The 19113-nt window shown below is 62.0% G+C and carries 18 protein-coding genes and 2 tRNA genes; 8 read left to right on the forward strand and 12 right to left on the reverse strand.

Translation table 11 applies throughout. The features are described from left to right. Positions 1-150: 150 nt before the first annotated feature. The 7 genes from lpxK to tsaD all read right to left on the reverse strand — a co-directional run bounded on the left by lpxK (position 151) and on the right by tsaD (position 5351). The gene (lpxK, locus tag PAF17_RS04975) at positions 151-1158 is read right to left on the reverse strand and encodes a tetraacyldisaccharide 4'-kinase (RefSeq protein WP_271887977.1); all 1008 of its coding nucleotides are present in this window, start codon (positions 1156-1158) and stop codon (positions 151-153) included. Then, on the reverse strand, positions 1155-2330 hold the full coding sequence (locus tag PAF17_RS04980; RefSeq protein ID WP_271887978.1) for a 3-deoxy-D-manno-octulosonic acid transferase: 1176 nt from the start codon (positions 2328-2330) through the stop codon (positions 1155-1157). The genes lpxK and PAF17_RS04980 overlap by 4 nt, the downstream gene beginning before the upstream one ends. Continuing rightward, positions 2330-2575, reverse strand: coding sequence for a DUF4170 domain-containing protein (locus tag PAF17_RS04985; protein ID WP_271887979.1), 246 nt, complete (start codon positions 2573-2575; stop codon positions 2330-2332). The genes PAF17_RS04980 and PAF17_RS04985 overlap by 1 nt, the downstream gene beginning before the upstream one ends. Positions 2576-2660: 85 nt before the next feature. Next, entirely contained in the window at positions 2661-3074 is a 414-nt protein-coding gene (locus PAF17_RS04990) for an EVE domain-containing protein (protein ID WP_271887980.1), read from the reverse strand. Further along, complete coding sequence (locus tag PAF17_RS04995; RefSeq protein ID WP_271887981.1) at positions 3074-3349, reverse strand: YciI family protein; 276 nt, start codon at positions 3347-3349, stop codon at positions 3074-3076. The genes PAF17_RS04990 and PAF17_RS04995 overlap by 1 nt, the downstream gene beginning before the upstream one ends. Then, entirely contained in the window at positions 3346-4287 is a 942-nt protein-coding gene (locus PAF17_RS05000; RefSeq protein ID WP_271887982.1) for an NAD(P)H-dependent glycerol-3-phosphate dehydrogenase, read from the reverse strand. Before PAF17_RS05000 ends, PAF17_RS04995 begins: the two co-directional genes overlap by 4 nt. Next, positions 4284-5351: a tRNA (adenosine(37)-N6)-threonylcarbamoyltransferase complex transferase subunit TsaD gene (gene tsaD, locus PAF17_RS05005; RefSeq protein WP_271887983.1), complete on the reverse strand. Its 1068-nt coding sequence runs from the start codon at positions 5349-5351 to the stop codon at positions 4284-4286. The genes PAF17_RS05000 and tsaD overlap by 4 nt, the downstream gene beginning before the upstream one ends. A gap of 65 nt (positions 5352-5416) precedes the next feature. On the opposite strand from tsaD, the gene PAF17_RS05010 reads away from it, so the two are divergent. The 4 genes from PAF17_RS05010 to PAF17_RS05025 all read left to right on the forward strand — a co-directional run bounded on the left by PAF17_RS05010 (position 5417) and on the right by PAF17_RS05025 (position 9441). After that, positions 5417-6082 (forward strand): uroporphyrinogen-III synthase, encoded by a 666-nt coding sequence (locus tag PAF17_RS05010; RefSeq protein ID WP_271887984.1) that lies wholly within the window; start codon positions 5417-5419, stop codon positions 6080-6082. A gap of 95 nt (positions 6083-6177) precedes the next feature. Beyond that, positions 6178-7539 carry a COG4223 family protein gene (locus PAF17_RS05015; protein ID WP_271887985.1) on the forward strand — a complete coding sequence of 454 codons (1362 nt, stop codon included), beginning with the start codon at positions 6178-6180 and terminating at the stop codon, positions 7537-7539. 10 nt (positions 7540-7549) lie between these two features. After that, on the forward strand, positions 7550-9277 hold the full coding sequence (locus PAF17_RS05020; protein ID WP_271887986.1) for a heme biosynthesis protein HemY: 1728 nt from the start codon (positions 7550-7552) through the stop codon (positions 9275-9277). A gap of 88 nt (positions 9278-9365) precedes the next feature. Further along, positions 9366-9441, forward strand: a tRNA-Thr gene (locus PAF17_RS05025). Between the two features lie 78 nt (positions 9442-9519). On the opposite strand, the gene PAF17_RS05030 is transcribed toward PAF17_RS05025, so the two are convergent. The 5 genes from PAF17_RS05030 to PAF17_RS05050 all read right to left on the reverse strand — a co-directional run bounded on the left by PAF17_RS05030 (position 9520) and on the right by PAF17_RS05050 (position 13552). Beyond that, a tRNA-Leu gene (locus PAF17_RS05030) sits at positions 9520-9604 on the reverse strand. Between the two features lie 96 nt (positions 9605-9700). Next, positions 9701-10624, reverse strand: coding sequence for an arginase (rocF, locus tag PAF17_RS05035; protein ID WP_271887987.1), 924 nt, complete (start codon positions 10622-10624; stop codon positions 9701-9703). A gap of 63 nt (positions 10625-10687) precedes the next feature. Next, entirely contained in the window at positions 10688-12406 is a 1719-nt protein-coding gene (gene metG, locus PAF17_RS05040; RefSeq protein WP_271887988.1) for a methionine--tRNA ligase, read from the reverse strand. Between the two features lie 98 nt (positions 12407-12504). Next, the gene (locus PAF17_RS05045; protein ID WP_271887989.1) at positions 12505-12948 is read right to left on the reverse strand and encodes an NUDIX hydrolase; all 444 of its coding nucleotides are present in this window, start codon (positions 12946-12948) and stop codon (positions 12505-12507) included. 4 nt (positions 12949-12952) lie between these two features. Next, complete coding sequence (locus tag PAF17_RS05050; protein ID WP_271887990.1) at positions 12953-13552, reverse strand: GcrA family cell cycle regulator; 600 nt, start codon at positions 13550-13552, stop codon at positions 12953-12955. Between the two features lie 118 nt (positions 13553-13670). Here PAF17_RS05050 and PAF17_RS05055 point away from each other — a divergent pair, with 118 nt between their 5' ends. From PAF17_RS05055 to PAF17_RS05070, 4 genes are all read left to right on the forward strand, one after another. Beyond that, positions 13671-14489, forward strand: coding sequence for an ABC transporter permease (locus tag PAF17_RS05055; protein WP_271887991.1), 819 nt, complete (start codon positions 13671-13673; stop codon positions 14487-14489). Between the two features lie 142 nt (positions 14490-14631). Next, positions 14632-15804 (forward strand): aspartate aminotransferase family protein, encoded by a 1173-nt coding sequence (locus PAF17_RS05060; RefSeq protein WP_271887992.1) that lies wholly within the window; start codon positions 14632-14634, stop codon positions 15802-15804. A gap of 184 nt (positions 15805-15988) precedes the next feature. Then, complete coding sequence (gene argF / locus PAF17_RS05065) at positions 15989-16915, forward strand: ornithine carbamoyltransferase (RefSeq protein WP_271887993.1); 927 nt, start codon at positions 15989-15991, stop codon at positions 16913-16915. 186 nt (positions 16916-17101) lie between these two features. Further along, on the forward strand, positions 17102-19093 hold the full coding sequence (locus PAF17_RS05070) for a PhoX family protein (RefSeq protein WP_271887994.1): 1992 nt from the start codon (positions 17102-17104) through the stop codon (positions 19091-19093). Positions 19094-19113: the final 20 nt, after the last annotated feature.

A 19113-nucleotide genomic window follows, 5' to 3' on the forward strand; every position in this document is an offset into this window, starting at 1 on the left:
CAGCGACGCATACAGCGTCAACAGGACGAGCAGATAGAAACTGAGCCGTTGCATGGCTTTGCGCGACATCGCGATCCTTTCCGGTGATCGGTTCAGGGGTTAGTCCCTGTATATCGGGTCTGCGGGACGAAATGCAAAGAGCGATCCCGATCAGTCCGGGGTATCAAAGCCTTTGCCGGGAAACAGCGTGTTCAGCCTTTGCACAAGGGGGAATGTATCGCTGATCGCCATGCGCACGGGCAGGGCCAGCACCTTGGGGCGAAACTCGGGCGGCAGGCGCACGGCATCCTTTTCGGTTGTCACCAGTTGCGCGCCGGTCATGCGTGCCTCGGTTTCCAGCCGTGTCAACAGCGCGGTCGAAAAGTCCTGGTGATCGTCCAGCGCCTCGCCCCGGATCAGCTGAACCCCAAGATCGCGCAGGGTCGCGAAGAATTTTTCAGGATGCCCGATTCCGGCAAAGGCCAAAACCCGATGGCCCTTCCAGTCGATACCGGTTTGCAGCGGCAACAATATGCCGCGCAGATGTGTTGCGGTGATGTCGCGGGGGGGGGCAAAACGATCCTGGGCGCTGTCCGGGCCGATGGACAACAACAGATCGGCCCGGGCCATGCCGGTCTGCACCGGCTCGCGCAGCGGTCCCGCAGGCAGGCAAAGCCCGTTTCCAAACCCTTTGGCCGCATCGACGACAACGATTGAAAGATCATGGGCCAGTGCCGGATCCTGAAAACCGTCATCCAGCAAGATCGCATCGGCACCTGCCTGTGCAGCCGCCTTTGCGCCGGCCAATCGGTCCTTGGCGACCCAGACTGGCCCGAAAGCTGCCATCAGCAGGGGCTCGTCGCCGGTTTCGCCGGCGCGATGTTTGCGTTCATCGACCCGCATCGGACCAGTGGCCTGCCCGCCATACCCGCGCGAGACGACGTGAACGTCAAGATCATGGGATTGCAGCAATTGCTGCATGTAGATGACGGTCGGGGTCTTGCCGGTTCCCCCCGCGTTCAGGTTGCCGACGCAGATGACCGGAACGCCGACCCGCTGACGCTGCCGGTTCGCAAGGTGCCGCGCGGTGGCGCGTGCATAGGCCGCCCCCAGCGGGCGCAGGAATTGCGCGGCGAATGTGGGCGGCGTGCGATACCAGAATGTCGGGGCGCGCCTCATGCATGTTCCTCTGCAAGAACCGACAGGATCGGAGCCGCGATCCGTCGCGCCACATCGGCGCCACCGGTGCTGACCGTCCAGGCATTGCCCGCAAGCGATGCGATGATGTCGGGCTGGGTCAGTTCGGCCATGGTGGCGGCCAACGCGGTTGCATCTGCGACGGCGCGCGCTGCGTTGCCGCCGTCCAGCTGTTGCCACTGCGTGAGGTGCTGGGTCAGTAACGGGCCATGCACGATGGCCGAACCCAGTGCTGCCGGCTCGAATGGGTGGCAGGTCGCGGTATCGGTACCCGTCAGCGTCCCGCCCAGATAGGTGACCGGCGCCAGACGATACCAGAGACCCATTTCCGTAGCCCCATCCGTGATCATGACGTGAACCTCCTCGGTCGGCTCTTCGTCTTGCGTGCGGCGAGCAACGATCAGGCCGTCGGTTTCCAGCTTGTCGGCCAGTGGATCGATCCGGTCGGGGTCGCGAAGGGCCAGAAACAGCAGGGCGCGATGCGATTGGCGCATTGCGGCGAAATGGGCCGCCAGCACGGCGTCTTCTTCGGCTTCGGGGATGTCCGCGGCCAGCCATGCATGACGACCGTTCAGCAATTGCGCAAAGGCGCTGCGCTCGGCCTCGGTGCAACTGGGTGGGTCCTTGATTTCGGCCAGAGGGCCGGTCAGCTCGATCCTGGAGGGGTCGGCGCCCATACGCATCAGCGCGGTCTGGCTGGCCGTGTCGGTGACCTGAATCGTGTCGAAACAGCGCAACAACGCGCGGCGCGCCGAACCGCGCAACCCCCAGCCCCGCGATTTCCCCAGAAGGCGAACCTCGGACATGAAGGCGGGTATCCCGTTCTGGCGCGCAGCCATGACGATAGCCGAGGGCGTATCGTAACCCAGCAACAGCAGGGCGGCCGGCTTGGCGCTGGCAATCAGCGCGCGTGCAGCCCGGATGTCATCCGCCAGACCGAGATAATCACCTGAAAGGCGCATGATTCGCAGATCCGGGCGCGCCGAGGTCAGCTGGCGCAGCACGGGTTTGACCGAATTTTCTGCATCTCTGGCGACATGCAACATAAGTAACGGGCCGGCACCCTCGGGGATGGCAGGCCGGGTCGGTATGCTGTGAGAATTGCGGCGCGTCTGCAGCCACAGGCCCAGCCTGCCAAGCCCGGCCAGGGCCATCAGTTGCCCAGTTCTTCGGTCGGGCTGACCTCGGTTTCCTCATCACGCAGGCGGTGCAGATGCGCGATGAAATAGCGGGTATGGGCACTGTCGACGGTGCGCTGCGCCTCGGCCTTCCAGGCGGCATAGGCTGATTCGTAGTTCGGAAACACGCCCACGATGTGAATGTCGTCGGTGTCGCGGAACCGGGTGCTTTGCGGATCGACCAATTCGCCGCCAAAGACAAGGTGAAGACGCTGGCTCATATGACCTCCTGGCTGTCGGATGAGCGGACCCTAGCGCGGCGCGGGATCAATATGAACCCGCTTTGTCGAAATGCCGGCCCGACGCTCAGAGACCCGCAAGCTCAAGAATGACATCCCATTCTTCGTCCGTGACGGGCTGAACGGACAGGCGGCTGTTATTGACCAGAACCATGTCTTTCAACCGCGGCTCGGCCTTGGCTTCGTCCAGCGAAATTGCGCGGGGCAAGGGTTTGACGGCCTTGATGTCGACACATTCCCATTTCGGGTCGCTGGCGGTGCTGTCGGGATGGGCAAGGGCGATGATTTCGACGATGCCGACGGCCTCTTTTCCGATATTGGAATGATAGAACAGCCCTTGTTCGCCGATTTTCATGGCGCGCATGTTGTTGCGTGCCTGATAATTGCGGACTCCGTCCCATTCCTCGCCTGCATCGCCCTTGGCGATCAGGTCATCCCAGCCAAAGACATTGGGTTCGGATTTGAAAAGCCAGCGGGCCATTAGCCGATCACCTTGTTCCATTCGCGGATGTCGACCGATTCGAACAATCCGGCATGGCGATAGGGGTCATTGTCGGCCCAGCTTTGCGCCGAGGCCAGACCGTCGGTATCCAGCACCACAAGAGATCCGCACATCTCGCCGTTCTCGATCAGCGGTCCGGCCATGGCGACAATGCCGCTGTCTTTCAGATAGGCCAGATGGTCGGCACGGGTGTCCAGACGGATTTGCAGGGCGCCGGGCTTGTCCCGGCAGGTCACGGCAAAAAGGGGCATCATTCCTCCTTGAGGGGGCGGGTCATCAGATGTTCTATAGCCTTTTCCACGGAAACCGCGCCTTCGGCAAGGCGGGCGACCATGGCGGCGATCGGCATGTCCGTGCCGATCCGTTCGGCCAGGGCGGCCACAGCGCGGGAAGTTGCCACACCTTCGACGGTGGTCGTGCGATCGAAGGGTCGACCCGCGCCCAATGCTGCGCCAAAGCGGAAATTGCGCGATTGCGCCGAGGTGCAGGTCAAGGTCAGGTCACCAAGGCCCGACAACCCGGTCAGGGTTTCGGGCCGGGCGCCAAGGCGGGTCGCCAGACGGCTCATTTCGGCAAAGCCGCGGGTGATGATTGCGGCGCGGGCGCTGTCGCCCAGGCCCGCGCCGATGACGGTTCCGGCGGCGATGGCAATCACGTTCTTCAGCGCACCGCCCAGTTCGGCACCTGCAACATCCGTTGTGCGATACAGCCGCAGGACCGGTGTGGACAGGTCATGTTGCAGCCGGTTTCCCCCTGCGGCGTCTTCGCATGCCAGGGTCAGCGCGGTTGGCAGCCCCTTGGCGATATCCGCGGCAAAGGACGGTCCGGTCAGGACCGCGATTTGGGTCGTGGGGCAGGCCTGACGGATCAGCGCCGAAGGCCCGGTCAACGTCGACAGGTCGATCCCTTTGGCGGTGCTGACCAATGCCTTGCCGTTCAGAAAGCTGCTGTTCTGGTCCAGAAAACCGCGCAGGCTTTGGGCGGGTAATGCCAGGATCAGGGTCGGGGAATCGCAGGCCCGCGACAGATCGTCGGTGACCGTGATGTTCCGCGCAAGCGAGATGCCGGGCAGGCGCGGGTTTTCCCCGCGCCACGTCGCATTGCGGCCCCACAGGCAGACAGGCCCGTTCGCCGATATGGCGACTGCCAGTGCCGTGCCGAATGCCCCGGCGCCCAGAACCGATGCCGTCATGCTTTTGCCCCTTTCTTGCCACTGCCAAGCATGGGCTGCGCATGGCTGTCCAACGGCCAGCGCGGGCGGGCAACAAGGTCCATTCCGTCGCGATGGCCCAGTCGGAACCGCTCGATTCCAGCCCATGCGATCATGGCACCATTATCGGTGCAAAGGCGCAGGGGCGGCGCCAGAAATTCGGCCTCTGCGCTATGTGCCACTTGTTCCAGTGCCGCGCGGATGGTCTTGTTCGCGGCAACGCCGCCGGCGACCGCCAGAATCGGCACCGGGGACTGGCTCAGGGCGCGGCGCGATTTTTCGGCCAGAACCTCGGCCACGGCAAGCTGGAAGGCGGCGCAAAGATCCCGGCGGTCCTGCTGGCGCAATCCGCCTTGTTCTTCGATCAGCTTGTCCCGCAGGCGCAGGGCTGCCGTTTTCAGCCCCGAGAATGACATGTCGCATCCCGCACGGTCCAACAGGGGGCGCGGAAGATGAAAACGTTCACCGTCGCCCAAAGCGGCCTCGGCCTCGACCGAAGGGCCGCCGGGCTGGGGCAGTGCCAATAACTTGGCCAGCTTGTCAAAGGCTTCGCCGGGGGCGTCATCTATGGTGCCCCCAAGGCGTGTGAAGGTTTGCGCGTCATCGACACGCAGGAACTGGCAGTGACCGCCCGACACCAGCAGCATGACATAGGGAAAGTCGATTCCGTCTGTCAGGCGCGGGGTCAATGCGTGCCCGGCCAGATGGTTCACGCCGATCAGCGGCAATCCGGTGCCCGCCGCAATTCCCTTGGCGCACATCACACCGGCCATGACGCCGCCGATCAGGCCCGGTCCGGCGGTGACGGCAATCGCATCCAGATCGCCCAGACCGATATCGGCAAGGTCAAGTGCCTCTTCCACCATCAGATCCAGCTTTTCGGCATGGGCACGCGCGGCGATTTCGGGCACGATGCCACCGAAATCGGCATGCAAATCGGTTTGGCTGCTGACGACTGATGACAGGATCCTGCGATCGCCGGTCACGATTGCCGCCGCCGTGTCGTCACAGCTGCTTTCAATGCCAAGAAAAATCAGATCATCCATGCTATTGCCGCAGTGGAAAGGGGCGCTTACCCCTGTGCAGGTAGCACTGCCCGGAAAGGATGCCAATGCCAAGCCGCGCCCAGCCGACGCTTCTGCTGACCCGCCCCGTCGATGATTCGCGGCGTTTCTCGGCCCTGTTGCCCGGCTTGCCGACGGTTATCTCGCCGATCATTCGCATTGTCGATGTCCCCCATGACGGGGCCATGCTGGCGGATGCCCCGGCTTTGGTCTTTACGTCCGGGCATGCCATTGCCAGCGCCGGTCCGGGGCGGGGCAGGCCGGCCTATTGCGTGGGGCCGCGCACCGCCGAACTGGCCCGGGGGGCAGGTTTCAAGGTCATTCAGGGGCCGGGCGACGCCGAGCGGTTGCTGCCCTTGCTGGAATCGGCGACCATGCCGCTGATACATCCCCGGGGGCGGCATGTCGCGCGACAGCTGCCGGTTCGGGATGTCGTGGTCTATGATCAGCGGCCATTGGCGTTGAACGAACAGGCGATGGGTTTGCTGCAATCCGATGCGCCGGTGATCCTGCCGTTGTTTTCACCGCGATCGGCTGCGTTGCTGGCGCAACAGCTGGGCGATTCGCGCGCTTTGCTATGGGTTGCGGCAATCAGCCGGGCGGCGAGCGATGCCTTTGCCGTGACAGCCCGAAAGCGTGTCATTGCGCCCACGCCAGATGCGCCGGGTCTTGTCAGGGCGATTCGCGCGATATTGGCAGAACAGCAATCATGAACACGGCGGGTTGAGCAGACCGCCGCGCCTCATTAGGCTGAGCGCAACACCTTTGGCGGTGATGCCACCGTGCCAGGCGATGACGGGGACGAAACGTGAAAAAGCCAGAAGACACCAAATCCGCAAGCAACAACAAGGCGTCCGAGCCCCCACAGCCCGGCACCACAGAAAAGAAACCGGCAGAATCGGCCATGAAATCCGCAGCCAAGCCGGGAACGCTGAACTTCAAGGATGTCGGCAGCGGCGATGGTTCTGGCGCGATGGCCGGCGGTGGCAAGATCAAGAGCGCCGAATCAACACTGGTCGGTCAGGGAGAGGGCGGCCGCCCGGCCGCCATGCCAAAACCGAAGGATGCGTCACGCCCGGATACCGACAGCGCAAGCGCGCCCTCGACCGACCGCCCGGGGGGCGACATGCACGCCGCGACAAGCCCTGCGCCCGGACAAGATGTCATCATCAGGAAAACCGGTTTCTGGCCGGTCGTTCTGGGGGGGGTGGTGGCTGCGGGTATCGGCTCTGCGGCGACCATCTGGGCCTTGCCGCATCTGCCGGCCGGTTGGCTGCCCGCCACATCTGCACCTGCACCCGCGCCTGCTGCAAGCGAGAGCATTGACGTCGACGCCATTGCCGCAGATGCCGTTGCCAGGGCCGAGCAGGCGGCACGTCAGCAGATCGACGCCTTGCGCGACGAGCTTGCTGCTGCCCCGCAACCCGAAGAAACGCCCCCTGCCGAACCTGCGCCGGATTCGCGTATCGATGAGATCCTGACCCGGCTTGAACAGCAGGGCCAACGGATCGAAGACCTTGCCGCACAGCCGGGGATCGATCCGGACGTCGCCGCGAGGGTGCAATCACTTGCCGACAAGGCGACTGCGCTTGAAGGGCAAATCGCGTCGGCGGCCGAAAGCGCGCAATCCACGATTGCCGCAGCACAGGCCGAGGCGCAGAAATTGCAGGAAGCTGCGGCCGAAAGCACGCGCCGCGCCGAAGCCGTCGCGGCGATTGCGTCCCTCAAGACGGCGCTGGATCGCGGCGTGACTGCCGAGCAGGCGCGGAGCACGCTGGAATCGGCGGGGCTTGATGCGCCCGAGGCCCTGACGCGCGAAGTGCCCAGTCTGGGTTCGTTGCAGGATGGCTTCGGCGATGCCGCGCGGGCGGCCTTGCGCGCTTCGCTGCGCAGTGACAGCGCCGGCGGCGGCAACCCGATCACCAATTTCCTGCGCGCCCAGACCGGCGCAAGATCCGTGGCCCCCCGAGAAGGCGATGACCCGGATGCTATTCTTTCACGTGCCGGCGCGATGGTCGAAGCTGGTGATATCCCGGCCGCGCTGACCCAGTTGGCCGATCTGCCCGAAGCCGCGCTTGCCGCGCCGGCGATGGCCGATTGGCTGACCGGTGCAACGGCTTATCAGGACGCTTATTCGGCCTTGTCCGATCTGTCGGCCACTTCGAACTGAGGGCGCGGTTATGTTTCTGTCTTTGTTGAAAATTCTCTTCTTCTTTGCCGTGGTTCTGGCCCTTGCATTGGGCGCGATGGAGCTGTCCGAGGTCGGAGAAACGCTGCGCATCGAATATGGCGGCACCGAGATTGCGCTGACACCCGTGAAGGCGATTATTGCCTTGCTTTTGCTGATGGTGGCGGCGTGGGCCGTGTTCAAGCTGGTTGGCCTGCTGCTGGCTTTTTTGCGGTTTCTTGCCGGGGATGAGACGGCCATCAATCGTTATTTCGCCCGTTCGCGCGAGCGCAAGGGGTATGACGCACTGGGCGAAGGGATGCTGGCTGTCGCCTCGGGCGAGGGGAAGTTGGCGCAGGACAAGGCGGCCAAGGCCGGCAAATACCTTGATCGGCCCCATATCACCAATGTGCTGTCGGCACAGGCCGCCGAGATTGCAGGCGATCGCGGCAAGGCCGAGGTCGCTTATCGGAACCTGCTCGAAGATGAACGCACGCGTTTCGTCGGTGTTCGCGGGTTGATGCGGCAAAAGCTTGAAGCCGGCGATACCGGCACCGCGCTGCTGTTGGCCCAGAAGGCCTATGCCCTGAAACCGCGACACAAGGAAATCCAGAACACCTTGCTCGATCTCGAGATGCGCGAGGGCGACTGGAAAGGCGCAAGGAAACTGATGAAGGAACAGCGCCGTCAGGGAGAGCTGCCCAAGGATGTGCATTTGCGTCGTGACGCCGTGCTGGCCCTGCAAGAGGCCAGCGAAGTTCTGGCCGAAGGCAATTCGATCAGTGCCCGCGAGGCAGCCATTTCGGCCAACAAGGCGTCGCCCGATCTGATCCCGGCCTCGGTTCTGGCCGCGCGGAGCTATATCGCGAAAAAGGATACGCGCAATGCATCCCGCGTATTGGAAAAAACGTGGTCGGTCCGCCCGCATCCCGATGTTGCGGCCGCCTATGCCGAAATCGTTCCAGATGAAACTCCGGCGGCGCGCCTGAACCGGTTTGATCGGTTGATTCGCAAGAACCCCGACTCCGAGGAATCGCGTCTGCTCAAGGCGGAACTGTTGCTGGCGGCCGAAGATTTTCCTGCTGCGCGGCGCGCGTTGGGCGATCTGGCGCAGAAACACCCCACGGTGCGCACATTGTCGATCATGGCGGCCGTCGAGCGCGGCGAAGGTGCGGATGAGGCCGTGGTGCGTGGCTGGCTTGCCAGGGCGCTGACGGCATCGCGTGGGCCTCAGTGGGTATGTGATACCTGTCACAATGTTATGGCCGAATGGGCGCCCGTTTGTGACAGCTGCGCAGGATTTGACACGCTGACCTGGCGAGAACCCGAAGCATCGGGCAAGGTGTCGCCCGCATCACATGGTGCTGAAATGCTGCCTTTGCTTGTCGGTCCTGCTGCCACAGCTGCCGCTGTGCAGCCCGAACCGGCAACCAAGCCCGCGAATGAAGCCGCAGCGACTTCTGCGCCCGAAGCGGCCGAACAGGAACCGTCCAAAGACCCCGCAACTGTCGAGATTGCCGATGTCGCCCCCGGAATGGTTCCCGACGAAAAGGACTATGTCGAGGTCGCAACGACGGACAAGGCTGCGCCGGCAAAAGAAATGGCTACGCCGACAGGATCGCCGCCGGTCACGGAGAAAAACGACCTCCAGCCCGAGATTGAGCCAACTCCCGTGCGTCCCGATGTAGAGCCGGCAGTGGACATAGACTGGGCGGATAACGGCAAGGCCAGAAAGCGTTGATCGACCAGAAAGGGCTGGGGGCAAAAAAGCTGCAATAGCCCCTTCCCCTTGCCGTTTGAACCTGCTATCCGGCCCCGCACAACCTGATGCCGGTGTAGCTCAGCTGGTAGAGCACGTCATTCGTAATGATGGGGTCGGGGGTTCGAGTCCCTTCACCGGCACCACGGTTGAAACAGGAAAGGCCGGTCCTTGTGACCGGCCTTTCCTGTTTCACGATCATGGAAATTTCGATTGGAATTCAATGGTGCGGGCGGCGGGAGTCGAACCCGCACGGGCAAAGCCCTAGCGATTTTAAGTCGCTTGTGTCTACCGTTCCACCACGCCCGCATCCGGTTCCGCAATGACCGACCGGCCTGCTGTGGCTAGCCAAGCCGTGGGGAATAATCAAGCGGAACCTAGGGTATTCAATCCCTTGTCGTCGGGTTAGCCGTAACTGCGCGTGGGCCGGTCGAAAACCTTGCGGCCCATCAGGGACCCGACAAGATCAACCATCAGCTTGGCTGTGCGGCCGCGTTCATCGAGAAACGGATTCAGCTCGACAAGGTCCAGCGATGTGACCAGCCCGGATTCATGCAACAGCTCCATGACCAGATGGGCCTCGCGGAAGGTGGTTCCGCCCGGCACCGTGGTCCCCACGGCCGGAGCAATGGACGGGTCCAGAAAATCCACATCAAGCGACACATGCAGCAAGCCATTTGCGGCCTTGACCCGGTCAAGAAAATCGCGAAGCGGTGCCACGATGCCCTGTTCGTCCAGCACCCGCATGTCGTTCACGGTAATGTCGGTCAGCTGCATGGCGGCATGTTCGGCGGGATCGACGCTGCGAATGCCGAACATGCAGATGTTTTCGCCCGGGATCGGGGCGGGAAATTCTGGAAAGGGATCAAACCCGGCATTTCCATGCGCATAGGCCATCGGGGTGCCGTGAAGGTTGCCCGATGTGGTCGAGGTAACCGTATGAAAATCGCTATGGGCATCCAGCCAGATCACGAATTGGGGCCGGCCCTGGCTAGCTGCAAAAGCGGCGATGCCCGCCACCGAACCGAGCGCAAGCGAGTGATCCCCCCCCATGATGATCGGCATTCCGTCGGGCATGGCGGCCTGGGTCGCGGCGCGAATCGCATTGGTCCAGGCAATCGTTTCGGGCAGGTGGTGGACAGCGGCATTCGCGCAGCTTTCCTGACCGGGTGGCGCGGGAATGACATCGCCGCGATCCTCGGTCGTGTGCCCCAGCGCAGCAAGAGTGGTCGCCAGGCCGGCGGTGCGATAGGCCGCCGGTCCCATCAGGCAACCGGGCCGGCGCTGCCCCTCGTCTACAGGGGCGCCGATAAGGATGCAGTGTGTCATCTGTGTCTCCTGTCCGGTTCGCCCTGAGCTAAGCGGTTGCATACCGGAAAGTCCACCACGGGTTTATGCGCGCGCGCCCTTGAACCGCTCGTGCCATTCGGCGCGCTGATCGTCGGTGATCTTGGCAAAAAGGACATCGGGCACCGTAAAGGCGTGACCGGCATTCAGGGTGCCAAGCGCGGCGGCAATATCGTCGGGCCAGCTGCGATCATCGCTTTGCATTGCCGCCAGCATGCTGTCTGCGGCAAACGGGATAAAGGGGGCGGACAGGACCGCGTAAAGCCGGATCAGATTCAGGCCCAGACGCACCTGCATGGCGGCGGTGTCCGGGTCTGTCTTGAAGGTCGACCATGGGGCGGCACTTTGCAGATATTCGTTCCCCAGAACCCAGATGCCGCGCAGTTCGGCCGCGGACTTGCGCACTTCCATCCGCGACATCGCATCTTCATAGGCGCGCAGGCGCGTGGTCAGGGCCTCGATCAGAGCCGCTTCGTCGGTGCCATAGGCACCGCCTTCGGGAACCGCCTCGCCGAATTTCGAGCGGCAGAACTTGGTAATGCGGCTGACAAAATTGCCCAACACATCCGCGAGGTCCTTGTTCACGGATTGCTGGAAATTCTCCCAGGTGAATTCACTGTCACCCGATTCCGGGGCATGGGACAGCAACCACCAGCGCCAGTAATCCGCCGGCAACAGTTCAAGCGCGTGGTCCATGAACACACCACGGCCCTGGCTGGTCGAGAACTGGCCGCCATCATATGTGAGATAGTTGAAGGACTTGATGTAATCGACCATCTTCCATGGCTCGGCCGATCCCAACAGGGTCGCGGGAAAGGACAGCGTGTGGAAGGGCACGTTATCCTTGCCCATGAACTGGGTATAGGTGACATCCTGCGCACCTTCGTCATTGCGCCACCAACGACGCCAGTCCGCATCCGACAGACCGTTTGAATCGGCCCATTCCGCAGTTCCGGCGATATATTCGATAGGTGCATCGAACCAGACATAGAAGACCTTGCCCTCCATGCCCGGCCAGTCGTTTTCGCCGCGTTTGACGGGGATGCCCCATTTCAGATCACGGGTGATGCCGCGATCCTGCAGGCCATCGCCGTCATTCAGCCATTTTTTCGCGATCGAGGTCGTCAGGATCGGCCAGTCGGCCTTGCTGTCGATCCAGTCGGAGATCTGCTGTTTCAGTTCGGATTGACGCAAAAAGAGATGCTTGGTCTCGCGCACCTCAAGATTGGTGCTGCCGGAAATGGCGCTTCGGGGATCGATCAGGTCAGTCGGGTCAAGCTGCTTGGTGCAATTCTCGCATTGGTCCCCGCGGGCCTTGTCATAGCCGCAATTCGGGCAGGTGCCTTCGATATAGCGATCCGGCAGGAAACGTCCGTCATCGATCGAATAGACCTGCTTTTCAGACACTTCGCGGATGAATTCGTTCTTGGCCAACTGCCCGGCGAAATGTTGGGTCAGGACATGATTTCGATCGCTTGATGATCGACCATAGTGATCGAATGAAAGGCCGAAGCCTTTGGCCAGCGCGGCCTGTTCCTGATGCATCCGGGCGCAATACTCGGCGACTGGCTCACCGGTTTTGGCGGCTGCCAGCTCGGCTGGTGTGCCGTGTTCGTCGGTGGCGCAGATGAACATGACCTCGTTGTCACGTGCCCGCAGGTAACGGGCATACAGATCGGCAGGCAACTGCGATCCGACGAGATTCCCCAAATGCTTGATCCCATTGATATAGGGCAGTGCAGAGGTGATGAGGTGGCGAGCCATTGCGATGCGTCCTTTCCGGTCGGCGCCTGTCTAGCCGCGATGCCGGGTGAAGAAAAGTGGGCCTGCGCCGCGAATGCTGGCTTGACCGGAAACAGCGATCAGCAGAATGCCGTGTTTGCATCCAAGCGGCGGGTTTGTGCCAGCTTCAGGATCGTCTGGACATGTGCCGACAATGGCAGCGCGCCTGCCAGCACATCCGCAATCGGGCACCAGGCGGCGTCCAGCGCATCATCGGCGGCAGCAGGTTCGCCGGACACATATTCGCACAGCACGGCTGCAAGCAAGAAGTGAAACTGCAGCTTTCCATCGGGTCCGTGCAGTATCAGATCGATATTGTCCAGATATTGCAGGGGATTGGCCTGCACTCCGGTTTCTTCCTGCAATTCGCGTCGGGCGGCATCCAGCGCGGTTTCGCCGGGGTCGACATGGCCGCCCGGAAACCCCCACAGACCCGCATCGGGCGGATTGCGACGACGCGCCAGCAGCACATCATCACCGCGCAGGGTCACGGCCAGCGCGGCCAGCCGTGGGAACCCGGCCAAGGGATCAGCGCCGGCGGTCGCGGCGCGAACTCATCGGCTGGAACGCAACGCCGACATGGGCTTCGCAATAGGGCTTGCCCGGCTGGCTGGGCAGGCCGCAGAACCAGAACTTGTCGGTCGCGGGGTCGCCGATTGGCCATTTGCAGGTGCGCTCGGTCAGTTCCATCAGGGTCAGTTTGCGCGATTTCTTTTCGACTTCGCGCACCGAGGCCAGAGCTTCGGGGCTGATTTCATTTGCCGAAGGCTGCGGGGGCAGCGGCTGGCCCGCCGGCACGATCGGTCTGCGGGGCACCGGGGTGAAGGCAGGCTGCGTTGCCGGTTGGGCTGCTGCTGGTTCGGGCTTGGCGGCGACGGGTTCCGCCGCGGGTGCCGGCGCGGGCTTTGGCGAAGGCGCCGGCTTTTTCTCGGCCTTCTTTTCCGGGGTGGGCTCGGGCGTCGGTGCGGCCTCGGCCTCTTCGGTGCGGTTGGACAGGCCCAGACGGTGCACCTTGCCGATGACGGCGTTTCGGGTCACGCCGCCCAATTCCTTGGCGATGGCGCTGGCCGACTGGCCTTCGCTCCACATGCGTTTCAGGGTCTCGACACGTTCATCCGTCCAGGACATGGCTGCCTTTCCGGGCGGGTCTGACCTGCCGCCCCATCTTGAAACCTACGGTTTACCCCGTCAGAAACGGGATGCCGAGATTTAGCGTTTGAGACGCGGGAATTCAAGGACTGCCAACATGGAACGCATCAGAATGAACGATCAACCCGCGATGGGGGTGCGCCGCTTTGGCCACGTCAACTGGCTGGGGCTGTACACTTTGGCGCGCCGCGAAGTCATGCGCTTCATGGCGGTGTGGCAGCAAACCATCTTTGCACCGCTGATGACGGCGGCCCTGTTCGTGCTGGTCTTTGCGCTGGCTTTGGGACAAGGGAGGGGCGAAATCATGGGCCTTCCCTATTTGCAATTCCTGGGACCGGGCATCCTGATGATGACGGTTATCCAGAACGCGTTTGCCAATACCTCCAGTTCGATCACCTCGGCAAAGGTGCAGGGCAATATCGTCGATACATTGATGCCGCCCCTGTCGGCCGGAGAATTGCTTGCAGGCTATCTGACCGGCTCGGTGGTGCGTGCGGGGTTGGTTGCGACGGTGATCGGAACGGGAATGGTCGTCGTGACAGGGGCTGGTATCGCGCATCCGCTATGGGCGATTACCTTTGTGCTGTTGGCGGCATTGCTATTGGGCGGCTTGGGTATTCTGGCTGGTATTCTGGCACAGAAATTCGACCAGATGGCGGCAATCACGAACTTCCTGATCACGCCATTGTCCTTTCTGTCCGGCACTTTCTATTCGGTCGATGCCTTGCCCGAACCCTTTCGCACGCTGTCGCACTGGAATCCGATCTTTTATCTGATTGATGGAGCACGCTATGGCGTCACGGGCGTCAGCGACGCGCCGCCGCTGCGGGGCTTCCTGGTATGTGCGGTGGCCGTGGCCTGTGTGCTGGGGCTTGGCTGGCGCTGGTTCAAATCGGGATATCGGATGAAAGCGTGATTGCGCGGGACTGAAAATCGCGCTATTGGCGGCTTCATGATCGTTTGGACCGCCATAATCGCCCGTCCCCGACGTTGACGTTTCGTCACCGTCCGATCCTTTCTGTCCATCACAATTTGTCATGCCATTCGGGGAATCCGCCATGATTTCGCATGTCCTGCCGACCTATAATCGCGCATCTCTTGCCTTTGAACGGGGGGAGGGGGCCTGGGCCATCGCCACCGACGGGACCCGATACCTGGATCTCGGGGCGGGAATCGCGGTCAATGTGCTGGGCCATGCCCATCCTGATCTTGTCGCGGCACTGACCCGGCAAGCCGGCAAAATCTGGCATGTTTCGAATCTGTACCAGATTCCAGAACAGGAAAAGCTGGCGGATATGCTGGTCGACAAGACCTTTGCGGATACGGTTTTCTTCACGAACTCTGGCACCGAAGCCGCAGAGCTGGCAATCAAGATGGTGCGCAAGTTCTGGGATGCGGCCGCCCAACCCGACCGGATCGAAATTCTGACCTTCGAAGGTGCTTTCCACGGCCGCTCGACCGGTGCGATTGCTGCTGCAGGGTCTGAAAAGTTGGTCGCGGGGTTCGGTCCGTTGATGCCCGGTTTCCGGCAGTTGCCCTGGGGCGACATGGAGGCGCTGAAGGCCGCAATCAGCGACAAGACCGCCGCCGTCCTGATCGAGCCGGTGCAGGGCGAAGGTGGAATTCGCCCGATTGCGGATGAAGATCTGCGCGAAATTCGTGCCCTGTGCGACAAGACCGGTGCCCTGCTGGTGCTGGATGAGGTTCAAAGCGGCATGGGCCGGACCGGTCGCTTGTTTGCCCATGAATATGCCGGGATCGTCCCTGATATCATGATGGTGGCCAAGGGTATCGGCGGCGGCTTTCCGTTGGGCGCGGTGCTGGCCTCGGAAAAGGCCGCCGGGCCGATGTCGGCGGGCACGCATGGCTCGACCTATGGGGGCAACCCGTTGGCATGTGCGGTTGGTGCAACGGTCATGGATATCGTTGCCGATGATGCCTTTCTGGCCGAGGTCGGCCGCAAGGCCGCGTTGATGCGGCAAAAGCTCGAGGGGCTGGTCGCCAGCCATCCCGACGTCTTCGAATCCGTTCGGGGGCAGGGGTTGATGCTGGGCCTGAAATGCAAGGTTTCGCCGGTCAAGCTGGTCGAGGCAGGGTATGCGCAGCATATCCTGACCGTTCCGGCGGCGGACAACACGCTGAGATTGTTGCCGCCCCTGAACATCGACGATGATGAAATCGCCGAAGCGGTTGCGCGTCTTGATCGCGCGGCGGACGGCCTTGATGCCTGAGCTGAAACCGGGGCAGGGCGGCGGGACGGCAAATGCCTGTTGGCTTGCGCGCTTGCGATGAGAAAACACCATCGCCTGAACCTGTATCGCCGGCCATGCCTGCGGTGCAGCCGGCAGCCGCATTTCGCTTGACCCCGGCGAGGCAAGCAGGCTTGCTGCTCGAAACCGCTGAAAGACAAGAATGATGAAGCATTTTCTGGATATCCATACCACGTCAAAGGACGATCTGAGGTCAATTATCGATCAGGCGCATGCGATGAAATCCGCGCGCAAGGATCGCCCCAAGGGAGCCGCCGACGACAGCCAGCCCCTGGCCGGTCGCATGGTGGCTTTGATTTTCGAGAAACCTTCGACACGAACGCGTGTCAGCTTTGATGTAGGCGTGCGTCAGATGGGTGGCCAGACCATGGTGCTGTCCGGCAGCGAGATGCAGCTGGGGCACGGCGAAACCATTGCGGATACCGCACGGGTCCTGTCGCGCTATGTCGATCTGATCATGATTCGGACATTCGAGGAAGCCACGTTGCAAGAGATGGCGGAATATGCCGATGTTCCGGTGATCAACGGTCTGACGAACCGCACCCATCCCTGCCAGATCATGGCCGATGTCATGACATTCGAGGAACATCGCGGGCCGATTGCGGGCAAGAAAACCGTCTGGGTCGGCGATGGCAACAATGTTTGCGCCAGTGTCGCCCATGCGGCGGGACAGTTCGGGTTTGATTTCACGTTCACCGGCCCCCCGCAGCTTGACCCCGAGGCCGAGGCTTTGGACTTTGCGCGGGCGCAGGGTGTTCAGGTGGCGATCGAACGCGACCCGGTCAAGGCCGTGCAGGGCGCGGATCTGGTCTTTGCGGATACCTGGGTCAGCATGCATGACCCGCAATCGGCCAAGGAGCGGCGTCACAACCAGTTGCGCGGCTATCAGGTCAACGAAGAGTTGATGTCGCATGCAAAGCCCGATTCGCTGTTCATGCACTGCCTGCCCGCGCATCGCGAAGACGAAGTGACAAGTGCGGTCATGGATGGTCCGCATTCGGTCATCTGGGATGAGGCCGAAAACCGTTTGCATGCCCAGAAGGCGGTGATGCGGCACTGTCTGGGACTCTGAGCTGACAGGAAGAAACCTGCTAAGACGCCCGCCCGAACAGGTGGGCGTTTGTCGTTTGAGGCGTTGTTGAGGTGCTGTCCCAAAAGCTTCGCTGTTCTGTCGCAAAGCTGTCACGGGATGGGCCTATCTCCGGCCCGGACAAGCCCGCCAATGGCGGGTTTCTTTACGATCAGCCAGGAGACCGCCATGAGCGATCAGGATTCTTCCCGCCACGTTTTCAGGACCAGCCAGCTTGAAGAGGCCGACGGCCCGGGCCTGAACCCGACAGGCAACCGCACGATGGGCGAAATCATCGCCGCCCGTTTTTCACGCCGCGGCTTCCTGCGCGGCTCGATGGCATCGGTCGCCATTTCGGCGACGGTCAGTCCAATGGCATTGTTGGCCGCCGATGATGCCCATGCGCAGGGTGTGGTCGAGGGCAGCAAGTTCGATTTCACCGAGGTGAAGGCCGGCGTTGATGCCGATCATCACGTGGCCCAAGGCTATGATGCAGATGTGTTGCTGCGCTGGGGTGACAAGATCTTTGCGGATGCGCCGGAATTCGATCCCGCCAACCAGTCCGAAGCCGCGCAGGAACGGCAATTCGGCTATAACAACGACTTCGTTGGGTTCATTGCGCTGGACGATGCCGACGATCACGGTCTGCTGGTGGTCAATCACGAATATACCAATGAACACCTGATGTTCCCGGGGATCATCAAGGTCACCGACGGCGATATCAGCATTGCCGAGGCCACCGAAGACCGCGTCAATATCGAGATGGCGGCCCATGGCGGCAGCGTTGTCGAGATCCGCAAGGTCGATGGCAAATGGCAGCCGGTTCTGGAAGGCAAGCAGAACCGCCGCATTACCGCCAAGACCGAAATGGAAATCGCGGGTCCGGCGGCAGGTCACGCCCGGATGCAAACAAATGCGGATCCCAGCGGCACCAAGGTTCTGGGCACGATCAACAACTGCGCCGGCGGCGTGACCCCTTGGGGCACCTACATCATGGCGGAAGAGAATTTTCACGGCTATTTCATCGGCGAGCTGCCCGCCGATCACCGCGAGGCGGCCAATTACGAACGTGTGGGCGTTCCGGGCGGCAGTTATGATTGGGGCAAGTTCCACGATCGTTTCGACCTGAGTAAAGAGCCGAATGAGCCGAACCGCTTTGGCTGGATCGTCGAGGTTGATGTCAACGATCCCAATTCGACCCCGAAGAAACGCACGGCGCTTGGCCGCTTCAAGCATGAAGGCGCGGAAAGCGCCGTCGCCAAGGACGGGCGCGTCGTGTTCTATCTGGGCGATGATGAACGGTTCGATTACGTCTACAAGTTCGTGACCACCGGCACCTACAATCCCGATGATCGCGCCGCCAATATGGACCTGTTGGATGACGGTATCCTTTATGTTGCGCGCTTTGATGAAGATGGCAGTGTGACCTGGTTGCCCCTGGTTCAGGGCGAAGGCCCACTGACGGCTGAAAATGGTTTCGAGAGCCAGGCGGATGTCCTGATCGAGACCCGCCGTGCGGCCGATCTTCTGGAAGCCACGCCAATGGATCGTCCCGAAGACATCCAGCCCAATGCCGATACCGGGCGGGCCTATGTCATGTTGACCAACAACACCAAACGCGAAGAGGCAAATGCCGCCAATCCGCGTGTCGACAATGCCTTTGGCCATATCATCGAGATCGTCGAGGACAACGAAGACATCGCCGCGACCAAGGGCACCTGGGAAATTCTGGTGCAATGCGGAGATCCGTCGATTGCCGAGGTCGGGGCGACATTCTCGACCGAGACGACCGAGGATGGCTGGTTCGGAATGCCCGACAATTGCGCGATCGATTCCGATGGACGCCTGTGGGTTTCGACCGATGGCAATTCGCCCTCTAAAACCGGCCGGACCGATGGGCTGTGGGCGATGGATACCGAGGGTGCGGCGCGCGGAACTTCGCGCCTGTTCTATCGGGTGCCGATCGGTGCCGAACTGTGCGGGCCGTGCCCGACTGCGGATATGAGCACCTTCTTTGTGGCGGTCCAGCACCCGGCAGACGGTGGTGAGGATTGGGAAGAATTCGGACGCCCGTCCTATTACGAAGACCTGTCGACGCGCTGGCCTGATTTCGATGACGCCATGCCGGTGCGTCCGTCTGTTGTCGCGATCACCAAGCAGGGTGGCGGCAAAATCGGCTGATGCGCTGAGCGACCATATTG

It is taken from the genome of Paracoccus onchidii (assembly GCF_028294535.1).
Taxonomy (GTDB): domain Bacteria; phylum Pseudomonadota; class Alphaproteobacteria; order Rhodobacterales; family Rhodobacteraceae; genus Paracoccus; species Paracoccus onchidii.